Here is a 13867-nt window from a genome sequence, read left to right as displayed (position 1 = left end):
GCGCGGTCAGTCGACGCTGATCGCGATGAACTGGCTGGCCGGGCTGCCCGGCGCGCGCACCAGCAGCATCACCACGTCGCCCTTCTTCGCGCCGGCGGTGAGCTTGCGGAACTGCGCCGCGTCGGACACCGGGGTGCGCCCGACCTGCAGCACGATCATGCCCGGACGCAGCTGCGACTTGCTCGCCACCGCGCGGCTCACCTGCGCCACCTGCACGCCCTCGTCCGCGCGCAGCCCGAGCTTCTGCCGCACCGGCGCCGGGATCTCTTCGACGCTGATGCCCAGCGCGCTGCTTTCCGCGGCCTGCGGCGCCGGCGCCGCCCCGCCGCGGCCCGGTTGCTGCGGCCCCATGGCCAGGCCATCGTCGCTGAGTTCGCTCAGGGTCACGCTGACGTCGCGCGGCTTGCCGTCGCGGATCACCGTGACCCGCGCCTTGCTGCCCGGCGGCAGCATGCCCACCAGCGGCGGCAGGTCTTCGCGGGTGTTGATCTTCTGCCCGTTGAAGGCAACGATGAAATCGCCCGGCGCGATCCCGGCCTTGGCCGCGCCGCTGCCCGGCTGCACGCCGTTGACCAGCGCGCCGCGGGTGTCGGTCAGGCCCAGGCCCTTGGCCTCCACATCGGTGATGTTCGGCTGCATGGTCACCCCGAGCATGCCGCGGCTGACCTTGCCGGTCTTCTTGATCTGCTCGACCGCGCTCATCGCCAGGTCGATCGGGATCGCGAAGCTGATGCCCATGTAGCCGCCGGAGGCGGAGAAGATCTGCGAGTTGATGCCGACCACCTCGCCGCGGGTATTGAGCAGCGGGCCGCCGGAATTGCCCTGATTGATCGCCACGTCGGTCTGGATGAAGGGCACGTAGCGCTGGTCGGCGTAGGGATTGCTGCGCCCGGTAGCGCTGACGATGCCGGCGGTGACCGAGTGGTCCAGGCCGAACGGCGAACCGATCGCGACCACCCACTGGCCGGGCTTGAGCAGGTTGGAATCGCCCACGCGCACCGTCGGCAGATTCTTGCCGTCGATCTTGAGCAGCGCCACGTCGTACTGCTGGTCGCTGCCGACCACCTTGGCGGTGAACTCGCGGCGGTCGGTCAGCTTGACCTTGACCTCGCTGGCGCCATCGATCACGTGGTGGTTGGTCAGCACGTAGCCGTCCGCCGAGATGATGAAGCCAGAGCCCATCGAACGCCCGCCGGGGGTGGCGTCGTCGTCCGGCCCCGGCTGGCCGGGCATGCCCGGCTGACCCGGTTGCCCGGGCATGCCTTCCGGGCCGAAGAAGCGGCGGAAGAATTCGGGGATCTGCGCGTCGTCGGGCATGCCGCCGGCGCCGGCGCGGGTGGCCGCGGCCTTGCGGCTGATCGTGCTCTCGACGTTGACCACGCCGGGCCCGACCTGTTCGACCAGATTGGTGAAATCGGGCAGGCCGGCGACCAGCTGCGGCGCGGGCGCGGGCGCGGCGCGCGCGGCCGGCGGCGGCGCGGCCGGCGCGCCCGCCTCGGGCTGCTGCGCGCAGGCCGTCAGCGGCAGGGTCAGGGCCAACACGCCCAGCAGATGGTTACGGATACGGTGAGTCATCGGACGCGAGCCTCCGGTTCGGGAAAGGGAAGGAAAACAATGGCGGTGCGGCGCGCACCGCGCGCCGGAACGAAGCACGCGCTTCGACCGACGCCAGGGTTCAAGGCTGCTGCGGCAACGGCGCGGGCGCCGCGTCGGCCGGCAACCGCGGCTCGAACGGATAGAACGCCGCCGACGCGCGGTGGCGCGGGAAACTGGCGGTGAACTCGCCACCGGACGCAGCCGGCGCCAGCGCCGAGCGCGGCCATGGCCGCGCCTGCAGCGGCGTGGACTGGTGCACGAACGGATCGGCGGCCGCTTGCTGCGCGAGCGCCGGACTCGCCGCGGTGGCGGTGGCGGTGGCCGGCAGCGCGGCCGCAGGCCGCGGCGGGGCCGCGGCGGCGATCGCGCGCGCCGGCTCGGCGGACCGCGCGGTGCTGCTGCGTGCGGCTTGTTGGGTGCGGGTCGCGCCGCGCCGGGCAACGGCGTCCTGGCGCCGGTTCGCGGCGATCGCCACCGCCGGCGCCGCGGCGACCGCCGCGCCGAGGTCGCCCTGCGGATCCGCAGGTGCCGGCGTCGGCACCTGCGGCACGGCGGCGGCCGGGACAGCGGGCGCCGCGGCGGCAGGAGCGCTCGAACTGGCGACCTGCACGGGCGCTGCCGCGGGCGCCGCATCGGGCAGGCGCTCGCGGGTCAAGAACAAGGCGATCGCGGCGACCGATGCCGCCAGCGCAGCACTTCCGCCCCAGCGCCAGGCGCGACGGCTGCCGGCGGCGTGGCTGGCGCGCGCAGCGTCGGCGCGCTGCGCCTCGGCCACCACCGCCTGGCGCACGCGCTCGCCGAAATCGGCCGGCGCCGGCATGCATACGCGGCCGCGCAGGATGTCGCCGTACAGCTGCCAGCGTTCGTGGCAACCGGACAGTTCCTCGTCGTGCTGCAAGCGGCGCAGCACGAAGCGCGCTTCGTCGGCCGGCAGTTCGCCGTCGATCAACGCGGACAGCTGCTGCCGGTAATGCAGTTCGAACTTGTCCGGGGCGGAGCCGCCCGGGGTCGGTGCGGGCTGGGGAATGGAGGTGCTATCGGTCATACGCGGTGTCGCTCACGAGTGGCGCTGTCGGTATCCAGCAGGGGACGGAGTTCGGCGTCGATGGCGTCGCGCGCGCGAAAGATGCGCGAGCGCACCGTGCCGATCGGGCAACCCATCTTCTGCGCGATGTCCTCATAGCTCATCCCGTCCACCTCGCGCAGGGTGATGGCGGTACGCAATTCTTCCGGCAACGCATTGACCGCCTTCATCACCGTCTGTTCCAGCTCCTGGCGCATCAGTTCGCGCTCGGGCGTGTCGGTGTCGCGCAAGCGCGTGCCGCTGTCGAACTGCTCGGCGTCGAGCACGTCGACGTCGTCGGTGGGCGGCCTGCGATTGTGCGCAACCAGATAGTTCTTGGCGGTGTTCACGGCGATCCGGTGCAACCAGGTGGAGAACTGGGCGTCGCCGCGGAAGTTCCCTATCGCGCGGTAGGCGCGGATAAAGGTGTCCTGGGCCACGTCCTGACATTCGCTCCAGTCGGCGATGTAGCGCCCGATCAGGCCGACGATCCGGTGTTGGTACTTGCGCACCAGCACATCGAACGCCGCGCTCTCGCCGCGCTGCACACGCCGGACCAGTTCCAGGTCCAGCTCCTGAGGTGTTTCGACATCGGCCATAACGGGCCGCACTCCTGTCAGCCCAACCTACGTCGGACCATCTGACCGCCAATTCGGAAAAAAGTTCAGCGCCCCTGCGGACCGCCGCCCCACGACGTTAACCCGCATTCCGTTAGGCTGGCGGCATGCCAGCGGTCGCGGGACCCGCGTCACTCCCCTGTGGATTGGGATTTGACGCAACGGAAACAACCTCTGGATGATAACGATCTTCTCCATACATCAGCGGATGGTCCTCCCCATGCTTTCAGGCTTCGACGGGCTCCGATTCAGTCACTGGCAAGCGGATATCCGCGACGACGGCGTCGTCGTGCTCAGCCTCGACCGCCAGGGCGCGCCCGTCAACGCGCTGTCGCAGGACGTGCTGCTGGAGTTGGGCGATCTGCTCGAACGCATCGCCATCGACCCGCCCAAGGGCGTCGTGATCCGCTCGGCCAAGGCCAACGGCTTCATCGCCGGCGCGGATCTGAAGGAATTCCAGGAATTCGACCGCCGCGGCACCGTCAACGACGCGATCCGCCGCGGCCAGGCCACCTTCCAGAAACTCGCCGAACTGCCCTGCCCCACGGTCGCCGCGATCCATGGCTTCTGCATGGGCGGCGGCACCGAGATCGCGCTGGCGTGCCGCTACCGGGTCGCCTCCAGCGACGCCTCCACCCGCATCGGCCTGCCCGAGACCAAGCTCGGCATCTTTCCCGGCTGGGGCGGCAGCGCGCGCCTGCCGCGGCTGATCGGTGCGCCGGCGGCGATGGATCTGATGCTGACCGGGCGCAGCGTGTCGGCGTCGGCGGCCCGCGCGATGGGCCTGGTCGACAAGGTCGCCGCGCCAGCGGTGCTGCTCGATACCGCAGTGGCGCTGGCCTTGACCGGCAGCACGCGCCCGCTCAAGCAGCGCGCCACTGCCTGGGCCAGCAACACCTGGCCGGCGCGCAAGCTGCTGGCGCCGCAGATGCGCAAGCAGGTCGCGCGCAAGGCGCGCAGAGAACACTACCCCGCACCGTACGCGCTGATCGGCGTGTGGGAGCGCAGCGGCGGCGGCGGCATCCAGGCGCGGCTGGACGCCGAGCGCAAGGCGGTGGTCAAGCTGGCGAGCACGCCGACCGCACGCAACCTGATCCGCATCTTCTTCCTCACCGAGCGGCTCAAGGCGCTGGGCGGGAAGGACCACGGCATCCGCCACGTGCACGTGGTCGGCGCCGGGGTGATGGGCGGCGATATCGCCGCCTGGTCGGCCTACAAGGGCTTCGAGGTGACGCTGCAGGATCGCGAGCAGCGCTTCATCGATGGCGCCTTGACCCGCGCCGGCGAACTGTTCGCCAAGCGAGTCAAGGACGACAGCAAGCGCCCGGCGGTGGCGGCGCGACTGAAGGGCGACCTGAGCGGCGACGGCGTGCCGCTGGCCGACCTGGTGATCGAGGCGATCGTCGAGAATCCGCAGGCCAAGCGCGAGCTGTACCAGGCGCTGGAGCCGCGGATGCAACCCGCTGCGCTGCTCAGCACCAACACCTCCTCGATCCCGCTGACCGAACTGCGCGAACACATCCAGCGCCCGGCGCAATTCGCCGGCCTGCACTACTTCAACCCGGTGGCGCAGATGCCGCTGGTGGAGATCGTCTGCCACGACGGCCTGGCCGCCGACAACCAGAAGCGGCTGGCGGCGTTCTGCAAGGCGATCGACAAGCTGCCGGTGCCGGTGGCCGGTACGCCCGGCTTCCTGGTCAACCGGGTGCTGTTCCCCTACCTGCTGGAAGCGGCCACCGCCTACGCCGAGGGCATCCCCGGCCCGGCGATCGACAAGGCCGCGGTGACGTTCGGCATGCCGATGGGGCCGATAGAACTGATCGACACCGTGGGCCTGGACGTGGCGGCGGGCGTCGGTGCGGAACTGGCGCCGTTCCTGGGCCTGCCGATCCCTGCCGCGCTGCAGACGGTGGAACCGGGCAAGCGCGGCAAGAAGGACGGCCAGGGCCTGTACGCCTGGGAGAACGGGCGTGCAAAGAAGCCGGAGGTGGACAAGGATTACCAGGCGCCCGCCGATCTGGAAGACCGCCTGATCCTGCCGCTGCTCAACGAGGCGGTGGCCTGCCTGCACGATGGCGTGGTCGCCGATGCGGACCTGCTCGATGCCGGGGTGATTTTCGGCACCGGCTTCGCCCCGTTCCGCGGCGGCCCGATCCAGCACATCCGCGCCGCCGGCGCCGATGCGCTGCTGGAGCGGCTGCGCGCATTGCAGGCACGCTACGGCGAGCGTTTCGCGCCGCGCCCGGGCTGGGATGCGCCGGCGCTGCGCGAGCCGGTGGCCTGAGCTCGGTTCGACGGGCGTTTCCCCGGTCGTTGCAGGCAACTGGATCATCGCCGGAGCGACATCCGTCGCGACGCGGCCTTATCGGGAATGCCCGTCGCGCCTGGCTGTCACCGCCAAAAACTCGATTGCGAAAAATTGCACGCTCGGCAACATGCCGGCAGTGCCGGTGCAGGCGTTGCGCGCGCGCGCAGCCCCTGCGCCAGCACCTGCAGACGCTTTAGCGCAGGCATGCCCGCTGCCGCGCGCTGCGTCGGCCATCGCCAGGCGCCAGCGTCGCGCGGGGCGCATGCGCCAGGAGTGTGCCATCCGCGGCATCGAAACCGTGTTGCGCACGGCACATCCGCATGCTGCCGCACGACTTGCGCGCAGGATCGTGCGATCTGGTAACGGCGTCCGAATCGAACGGCGCGTGCCGGGGCAGGCTATGCCCCGCCAGCAGGCAGAGGCCGCCAGCCGTACTCAAGGTGTCATTGACGTCCATGACAATGGGATTGCTGCTGCGGGTCTCGTTGTCTCCCCCATTTCCCCATCGAGCATGGTCATGATCACCACTCCCTCCCTCAATGCCCAGGCGAACGCCGTGGGTCTCCTTGCGGTCATGACCGCCAGCATGGCGATCGCCGCGGTCCCGTCGGCGCCGCAATGCACGGTACCGCCATCCTGGGCGCGCCCGGCCGTGGCGACGGTCGTCGGCAATGGCACGCCTGCCAGTTGCAGCGCCAGCGCGCTCTCCACTGCCGCGGCGCAGGGCGGCTACATCACCTTCAATTGCGGTGCGAAGCCGACCAGCATTTCCATCGACCGTTCGATCACGATCGGTGCGAGGAATCCAACGGTGATCGACGGCCAGGGACGCATCACCCTGGATGGCCGCCAGTCCGCCAGAATCTTCCTGGTGAACGCCGGCAGCGCGCTGTAGGTGCGTAACCTGACCATGCAGAACGGCAGTTCCGTGCAGCCGGCGTCGAACCACGCCTACGACCCGGGCACCTGGGGCGGCGGCGCCATCAAGGTCGGCTACCAGGGCAAACTGGAAGTCCTCAACAGCAAATTCCTGTCCAACCGCAGCAGTATCGGCGGTGGCGCCATCTTCGCCGGCAGCGATGCGCAGGTGACCATCGTCAACAGCTCCTTCCAACGCAATTCGTCGTGGCTGGGCGGCGCGCTCTACACCCAGCTCAGCAGCCTGAACATCGTTGGCTCGGAGTTCGTCGGCAATCAAGCGATCAACGCGCCGCAGGGCTTCCCCGACGCGGGCAACTTCGGCGGCGGCGGCGCCATCGATACGGATGGCGCTTCCCTTGCCGGCTACATCAAGGGCGGCAAGGGCAGCGGCGGCACCCTGGCGCTGTGCGGAACGGTGGTCAAGAACAACGTCGCCGCCAACGGCTCCGGTGGTGCCACGCTCTGGGCCTATGCGCCGGATACCATCGATGTGAAGTACTCGACGTTCGCGAACAACGTCGCCACCGGCGGGCCTGGCGGCGGCGCCCGCATCAGCATCGGCTTCACCGACGCCTCGCATTCCGGAACGGCCATCCTCACCCCGGGGACCATCAACGTCTCCGAAACCAGCTTCCTTTCCAACAAGGCCCAGCAGGGCAATGCCGGTGCGTTGTACCTGGACTGCTACGGCGCGTGCGACGTCAGCAACAGCACGTTCTACGGCAACTTCGCCAAGGGCGTGGGAGCGGCCATCCAGCATGTCGGCTGGCGGCCGGCGAACGGCGATCAGGGCAGCACCACCGTCCGCTTCAACAACGTCACCTTCGCGAAGAACACACCGGGGGCCACCTTGTTCGGCGACAGGTTCGACATCCGCAACAGCATTCTGTTCTCGAAGACCGAAAGCGTATTCTGCAGCAACCAGAGCAATAGCGGCGGCAACCTCATCGAGTATTCGGCCAAAGGGGCGGTGTGGCCGACCCATTGCCTGACCTCCGGCAACGTCAAGGCGGCCGATCCACTGCTGTCCGCGCCCGCCAGCAATGGCGGGCCGACGCTCACCCTGCTGCCTGCCGCCAACAGCCCCGCGCGCGATGCTGGCAGCAACTGCCGCAGCATCGATCAGCGCGGACTTGCCCGCAATGCCGCCGTGTGCGATCTGGGTGCGGTGGAGATCAAGTAACACCGCTTGCGGCCGCCTTCCAGAGGCGAATGGCATGCGCGGTCGAACCGAGCGGATCGGTTCGACCGCGCGATCGCGCGTCCCGATGAGTCCCTGCCCTCGTTCTGATCGCCGACGAGGCGGCGCAGCTGGCCGCTGCACTGCCCTGCGCATCTTCAGCAGGCGTGCGTGGACATGTTGCAAGTCCTGGCCACCGCATTGGGAAGATCGGCGATGGCATAAAACGACGAACTCGACGCAGTGGGGATCTTCGCCACCGGCTTCGCCCCGTTCCGCGCCGGCCCGATCCAGCACATCCGTGCCGCCGGCCCCGACGCGCTGCTGGAGCGGCTGCGCGCGCTGCAGGCGCGCTACGGCGAGCGCTTCGCGCCGCGCCTGGGCTGGGATGCGCCGGTGTTGCGCGAGCCGGTGGCCTGAGTTCGCCGTTCGTTCTGTAGGAGCGGCTTCAGCCGCGACAGGCGTTACCGATAGATCCTGTCGCGGCTGAAGCCGCTCCTACAGGAGGCGGGAGACGCCTGGCCCGGTGTCAGGAATGCGAATGCCCATGTGCATGGCCGTGCCGATGCGCATGGCCGTCGTGATCGTCGTGATCGTGATCCGCATGTGCGTCGTGCGTCCCCTGCGCAGCACGCGCCGGCGTACCACACGGCTGCGCGCCGCAGTGCCCGGCTTCCATCTGCAGGGTGATGTGGTCGATGTCGAAGCGCGCATGCAGGCCATCGCACAGGGCCGCACGCAGCGCGTCGGCGTCGGCGCCATCGGCGATCACCACGTGCGCGGTCAATGCAGGGGTGCTCGAGGCCAGCGCCCACACGTGCAGGTCGTGCACGTCCTCCACGCCCGCCGCGCCGCGCAGATAGGCGCGCACTGCGGCCATGTCCATGCCCTTGGGCACGCCTTCCAGCAGCACGTTGACCGCCTCGCGCAGCAGCACCCAGGTGCGCGGCAGCACCCACAGGCCGATCAGCACCGCCAGGATCGGGTCGATCACCTTCCAGCCGGTGAGGCGGATCGCCAGCGCGCCGAGGATCACCGCCACCGAGCCGAGCATGTCGCTCCACACTTCCAGGTAGGCGCCCTTCATGTTCAGGCTCTCGCCGCTGCCGGCCTTGAGCAGGCGCATCGAGATCAGATTGATCAGCAGGCCGAACGCGGCGATGCCGAGCATGCCGACCGTGGCCACCTCCTGCGGCTGGCGGAAGCGCTGCACCGCCTCCCACAGGATGTAGGCGGCGACCACGAACAGCATGCCGCCATTGAACAGCGCGCCCAGCGCCTCCAGCCGCGCGTAGCCGTAGGTGCGCTTGGCATCGGGCGGGCGCCGGCTCAGCCGCACCGCGACCAGCGCGATCATCAGCGCCAGGGTATCGGTGGCCATGTGCGCGGCGTCGGACAGCAGCGCCAGGCTGTTGGTCAGGAACGCACCGGCGATCTCCACCAGCAGGAACGTGGCGGTCAGCCCCAGCGCCCACCACAGCGGTTGCTCGTGGCGGATCTGGGTCGGTGCGTGGCTGTGGTCGTGTCCCATGGGCTGGCCTGGCGGTGCGTGCGAAGAAGATGCACCACCTTAGATCGGCCCTGCGGCGGAGACTATTACACCGCGACTGCATGCCGACCGGTCCATTAAGCCACTGCGTAAAATGCAACGCTGGAACCTCTGTTGGCGAGGCGACGCAGCGTGAAGTATCGATCCAGCGGCAGCCGCGCCGTTGCCAGGATTCGCTGCCACACGCGAACGTCGCGGCGCGATGCGTTACGGGGATCGGCACGTTCTTTCCGGGATGCCGGCAGCATGCAGCCTGTTTAAAGCGGTTGCGGCAATCCCGCGCGTCACGGCAGCCACCACACCAGCACTGCGCTGATGCCGGCCAGCGCCAGCAGCGACAGCGTGCCCGCGGCCAGCACCCGGCCGCCGGAGGCCAGCACCGAGCGCAGGTTCACCGACAGGCCCAGCGCCGCCATCGCCAGCAGGGTCAACAGCGCCGAAACGCGCTGCGCCGCGTCCGCCAGCGCCAACGGCAACAGACCCGAGGAACGCAGCAGCATCAGGCCGACGAAGCCCAGCACGAACCACGGCAACACGCGGTGCAGCGGCAGCCGCGCAGCGCGCGGGCGGCCACCGAGCAGGCCGAGCAGCAGCAGCACCGGTCCCAGCATCACCACCCGCATCAGTTTGACCAGCGCGCCGACCTGCGCGCTGATGGCGCCCACCGGCAGCGTCGCCGCCAGCACCTGCGGCACCGCGTACACGGTCATGCCGGCGAGGATGCCGTAGTGCCGCTGATCCAGTCCGAACAGCGGCAGCGCCAAGGGCAAGGCCAGCACCACCACGATCCCCAATGCCGCGGTGAACGCGATCGAGGCCGCCACCTCGTCCGAATCGGCGTCGATCACCGGCGCGGCGGCGACGATCGCCGAGTTGCCACAGATCGCATTGCCGCAGGCCACCAGCGTGGCCAGCCGTGCCGGCAACCCGAGCAGGCGACCGATGCCGTAACCGATGCCGATCGCCAGCAACACGGTGGCCGCGATCAGCCCCAGCAGCAGGCCGCCAGCCGCGCCGACCGCACTGACGCTGACCGATGCGCCGAGCAGCACGATCGCCACTTCCAGCGGCAGCCTGGCGGCGAAGGCGATCCCGGCGTCGGCACGCGCCGGCAGCGGCGAGGCGGTGCGCAGCAGTGTGCCGAGCGCGATCGCGAACACCAGCGCATCGATCCACGGCCGGCCCAGCCAGCGCAGTTGCATGCGTTCCACCAGCACGGCCAGCGCCGCGACCGCGACCGCCAGCAGCAGCCCCGGCAGCAGCGCCATGAGGTTACCCGATGTCTTGTGCATGGCCGCCACCCTGTCGAAGTGGCCGCAGGATGCGCCCGCCGATCCTGTCATTCCATCGCATAATGCTGGATAGTTCGTTCGGTCCAATCGAACGATCCCGCCATGACCCTGGAACAACTCGCCCTGTTCGTCGCCGTCGCCGAACGCCAGCACCTGACCCTTGGCGCGCAGGCCGCGCATCGCACGCCGTCGGCGGCCAGCGCCGCGATCAAGGCCCTGGAAACCCAGTACGGCGTGCCGCTGTTCCACCGGGTCGGCCGCGGCATCGTGTTGACCGCTGCCGGTGCGGCGTTCTTCGAGGAAGCCAAGGCGATCCTGGCGCGTACCCGCTCCGCGCAGTTGGCCTTGAGCGAGTGGCACGGCGTGCTGCGCGGCACCCTCGACCTGCACGCCAGCCAGACCGTGGCCAGCTACTGGCTGCCGATGCGGCTGGTAGCATTCCATGCGCGCTTCCCGCAGATCGAAATCCGCCTGAGCGTCGGCAACACCGAAAGCGTGGCGCGCGCGGTCGCCGCAGGACGCGCGGAACTGGGGTTCGTCGAGGGCGGCGTGCACGACCCGCAGTTGCAGTTGTCCACGCTCGGCCACGATCGCCTGCTGGTGGTCGCCGCGCCGACCCATCCGCTGGCCGGACGCCTGCGCCTGGGCCTGCCGCGGCTGGCCGAGGCCAGCACCTGGATCATGCGCGAATCCGGCTCGGGCACGCGTTCGGAATTCGAGGCGGCGCTAAGCGCGGCCGGGGTCGCGCCGGAACGCCTGCGCGTGGCGCTGACCCTGCCCTCGAACGAAGCGGTGCTGTCGGCGGTGCACGCCGGCCACAGCCTGGCGGCGATCTCGCAACTGGCCGCGGCGCCCTGGCTGGACAGTGGCCGCCTGCAACGCGTCGGCGCGGCACTGGGCGCGCGGACCTTCCATGCGCTACGCCATCGCGAACGCAGCCTCGGCGCCGCCGCCGCGGCCCTGCTCGACAGCGGCGGCGAGAGCACCGCACGCGGTTGACGGCGATCGCGCACCGGTACGGACGCGGCAAGCGGGCGCGCCGCGCGCACGACTGCGCCGGTTTGCGCAAGCGAACGTGGCGCAACCGCTGCGGCGGCCACGCAATGGCGCCACGCCACCCCGGCGAAATCTCCACAACGGCTGCCGACGCCGCCGGGATGCCTCCCATAGCGTGGCCGGAGCGATGCGGACGCACGCTGGGGTGAACGCGCTGACGCGTCACCCCGAAACCGATCCTCAACGCCTCTCAAGCATCTCCAAGCCCGCGAAACCGCGTCGCCCCAGCGATGCATGCCCTCACCGCGCATGGCGGTGAGGGATCGCAAGCGATCAGCGCAAGCGCGAGAATGCACCGATCCCGGCGATCGCCAGCCGTTCGGCGGGCAGCGCGGTTTCGGCGAACGACAGCCGCAGGTAGCGGATCTGGCGGACCTCGGGGAAATTCAGCCGCTGGGTCGAGAGCGCATAAGCGATATTGGCCAACTCACCGCCGCCGGCCGACTGCCAGTGCTGGCCATCTTCGCTGCTTTCGGCGCGATAGCCTTTCGGCGGCGCCGCGCCCTTCAACACCGTGCGCGAGGGGGTGAGGCTGAAGCCGGCGACTTGACGCAGCGTGCCGAGGTCGATGGTCACCTGCGCCGGATGGCCAGGCGTGGGCGCGGGCGCGATCCAGACCGTGCCGGCATCGTCGTCGAGCAACGTCTCTGCCCCAGGCGCGCTGGCCTCGACGATTCGCCAACCCGCGCTGGACAGCACGTCCGGCGCGTTCACCATCGGCCGCGCGACCGGAACTGGCGCAACCGCACGGAACAGCGCGAATTCGCTGATCGCCGGGCATACCGGCGCCTCGAGCACGAGCAGGCGTACACGCCGCGCGGCGACCGGGCGATCGAGCCGCAGGATCCGCTGCGCACCGATGCATTGCGCTTCGGCCAAGCGCCGCCATTGCCCATCGACCTCGGCTTCGATCGCGAAGCGGGTGACGCGCACGCCCAGCGGCAGGTATTCGCGCAACCGGATCAGGTCGAAGCTGTGCAGCGCGGACAGTTCCAGCGTCAGCGTCGGCGTGGTGACCTCGTCCGGCGTGGACCAATAGCTGTCCGGCTGGCGGTCGAGCACGCGCGCCGGCTCGAAGCCCTTGCCGCGAGACGCGCTGGCGCTGGCCTTGGCGCCCTTGGCCAGATCGATGGCGAAGCTGGCGCGGATCGCGTCGCCGAAGCTGTGCAGCACCGCCACGTCGTGGTCGGCGATGCGGCCGCGCCGGTCCGGCGGAAGATTGAGGTTCATGTTGGTGCCGCGCGCGACAGAGGTGTCGAAATAGCGCACCAGGTTCTCCGGGCTGCGCACCTTGCCGTCTTCGTCGGCATGGTAGAACCAGCCCGGGCGGATCGAGGTATTGGTTTCCGCCGGCCACCACAGTGCCGCCCCGCGCACGCCGGCGTTGCCGTTTTCCTGGGTATAAGGCGCATTGGGCATGGTCGGCCAGCACGGATCGCCGGCAACGCCGTCCTCGTTGCCGACCCAGCGGATATCGGCGCCGAGCGGATCGAAGGTGCAGGCCATCGGCTGGTGCTGGTGGACCAGCTCGATCATCCGCGGCCAGTTGTAGTACGCCGGCGCATCGATCTTGCGGGTTTCGCGCGCGCCGCCATAGTAGCCGTCGCCGCCATTGGCGCCGTCGAACCAGAACTCGAACAAGTCGCCATAGCCCGTGCACAGTTCGACGATCTGCTTACGGAAATAGTCGAGATAGGCAGGACGACCATACTCGGCGTGGTTGCGATCCCAGGGCGACAGGTAGACACCGAAGGCCAGACCGGCGCGTCGGCACGCCGCGGCCATGTCGCCGACGATGTCGCCCTTGCCGTTCTTGTAGGGCGAATTGCGAATGCAATGCTCGGTCAGGCGTGTCGGCCACAGGCAGAACCCGTCGTGGTGCTTGGCGGTAAAGATGATCCCTTTCAGATTGCCGGCCTTGGCCGCGGCGACGATTTGATCGGCAGAGAAATCGCTGGGATCGAACTTGCGCGGATCTTCGTCGCCGTAGCCCCATTCCTTGTCGGTGAAGGTGTTCATCGCAAAGTGCACGAAGGCGTATTGCTCCCACCGATGCCAGCGCAGCTGTCGCGCGCTGGGCACCGCGCCCCACGGCACCGGCCCCTGCGGGCGCGGCGCAGCCGCGATCTGGGTGGCGGATGCGCTGAAACCCGCGGCGACGGCCACAACACCCGTGGCAAGAAAGGTACGACGATCGATCATTGGCGCCTCCGACTCTATACAAGCGCGGATCTTAGCTTTTCCAACGGCGCAAGGGTTCTGCCGCGAAGCCACGGATGGTGGCG

The 13867-nt window shown here is 69.5% G+C and carries 8 protein-coding genes and 2 pseudogenes; 4 read left to right on the top strand and 6 right to left on the bottom strand.

Annotated elements, in window-relative coordinates; translation table 11 throughout:
- Window positions 1-6: 6 nt before the first annotated feature.
- The 3 genes from KHF85_RS06695 to rpoE form a co-directional block, all read right to left on the bottom strand.
- On the bottom strand, window positions 7-1575 hold the full coding sequence (locus KHF85_RS06695) for a DegQ family serine endoprotease (RefSeq protein ID WP_284568981.1): 1569 nt from the start codon (window positions 1573-1575) through the stop codon (window positions 7-9).
- Window positions 1576-1675: 100 nt separating this feature from the next.
- A complete protein-coding gene (locus KHF85_RS06690) occupies window positions 1676-2641 on the bottom strand; it encodes a sigma-E factor negative regulatory protein (RefSeq protein ID WP_284568980.1) in 966 nt (321 codons plus the stop codon).
- Window positions 2638-3258: an RNA polymerase sigma factor RpoE gene (rpoE, locus tag KHF85_RS06685; RefSeq protein ID WP_053835168.1), complete on the bottom strand. Its 621-nt coding sequence runs from the start codon at window positions 3256-3258 to the stop codon at window positions 2638-2640. The genes KHF85_RS06690 and rpoE overlap by 4 nt, the downstream gene beginning before the upstream one ends.
- Window positions 3259-3496: 238 nt before the next feature.
- On the opposite strand from rpoE, the gene KHF85_RS06680 reads away from it, so the two are divergent.
- The 3 genes and pseudogenes from KHF85_RS06680 to KHF85_RS06670 all read left to right on the top strand — a co-directional run.
- Window positions 3497-5560: a 3-hydroxyacyl-CoA dehydrogenase NAD-binding domain-containing protein gene (locus tag KHF85_RS06680; protein ID WP_284568979.1), complete on the top strand. Its 2064-nt coding sequence runs from the start codon at window positions 3497-3499 to the stop codon at window positions 5558-5560.
- Window positions 5561-6101: 541 nt separating this feature from the next.
- Window positions 6102-7688, top strand: a pseudogene (locus KHF85_RS06675) (choice-of-anchor Q domain-containing protein).
- A 225-nt stretch (window positions 7689-7913) separates the two neighbouring features.
- Window positions 7914-8105 (top strand): annotated as a pseudogene (locus tag KHF85_RS06670) (hypothetical protein); the annotation flags it as partial.
- Between the two features lie 109 nt (window positions 8106-8214).
- On the opposite strand, the gene KHF85_RS06665 reads toward KHF85_RS06670, so the two are convergent.
- Entirely contained in the window at window positions 8215-9216 is a 1002-nt protein-coding gene (locus KHF85_RS06665) for a cation diffusion facilitator family transporter (protein WP_284568978.1), read from the bottom strand.
- 302 nt (window positions 9217-9518) lie between these two features.
- Window positions 9519-10526 carry a YeiH family protein gene (locus tag KHF85_RS06660; RefSeq protein ID WP_284568977.1) on the bottom strand — a complete coding sequence of 336 codons (1008 nt, stop codon included), beginning with the start codon at window positions 10524-10526 and terminating at the stop codon, window positions 9519-9521.
- Between the two features lie 102 nt (window positions 10527-10628).
- Here KHF85_RS06660 and KHF85_RS06655 point away from each other — a divergent pair, with 102 nt between their 5' ends.
- The gene (locus KHF85_RS06655; RefSeq protein ID WP_284568976.1) at window positions 10629-11525 is read left to right on the top strand and encodes a LysR family transcriptional regulator; all 897 of its coding nucleotides are present in this window, start codon (window positions 10629-10631) and stop codon (window positions 11523-11525) included.
- 330 nt (window positions 11526-11855) lie between these two features.
- On the opposite strand, the gene KHF85_RS06650 is transcribed toward KHF85_RS06655, so the two are convergent.
- Complete coding sequence (locus KHF85_RS06650) at window positions 11856-13784, bottom strand: alpha-L-fucosidase (RefSeq protein ID WP_284568975.1); 1929 nt, start codon at window positions 13782-13784, stop codon at window positions 11856-11858.
- Window positions 13785-13867: the final 83 nt, after the last annotated feature.

It is taken from the genome of Xanthomonas graminis pv. graminis (assembly GCF_030168915.1).
GTDB lineage: Bacteria > Pseudomonadota > Gammaproteobacteria > Xanthomonadales > Xanthomonadaceae > Xanthomonas_A > Xanthomonas_A translucens.
This window is presented reverse-complemented; position numbering and strand designations above follow the sequence as displayed.

Bases quoted from the DNA above. Each gene is read 5' to 3' on its own strand.
- KHF85_RS06695 (WP_284568981.1), bottom strand. From the start codon at position 1,575: ATGACTCACCGTATCCGTAACCATCTGCTGGGCGTGTTGGCCCTGACC.
- KHF85_RS06660 (WP_284568977.1), bottom strand. From the start codon at position 10,526: ATGCACAAGACATCGGGTAACCTCATGGCGCTGCTGCCGGGGCTGCTG.
- KHF85_RS06690 (WP_284568980.1), bottom strand. From the start codon at position 2,641: ATGACCGATAGCACCTCCATTCCCCAGCCCGCACCGACCCCGGGCGGC.
- KHF85_RS06655 (WP_284568976.1), top strand. From the start codon at position 10,629: ATGACCCTGGAACAACTCGCCCTGTTCGTCGCCGTCGCCGAACGCCAG.
- rpoE (WP_053835168.1), bottom strand. From the start codon at position 3,258: ATGGCCGATGTCGAAACACCTCAGGAGCTGGACCTGGAACTGGTCCGG.
- KHF85_RS06665 (WP_284568978.1), bottom strand. From the start codon at position 9,216: ATGGGACACGACCACAGCCACGCACCGACCCAGATCCGCCACGAGCAA.
- KHF85_RS06650 (WP_284568975.1), bottom strand. From the start codon at position 13,784: ATGATCGATCGTCGTACCTTTCTTGCCACGGGTGTTGTGGCCGTCGCC.
- KHF85_RS06680 (WP_284568979.1), top strand. From the start codon at position 3,497: ATGCTTTCAGGCTTCGACGGGCTCCGATTCAGTCACTGGCAAGCGGAT.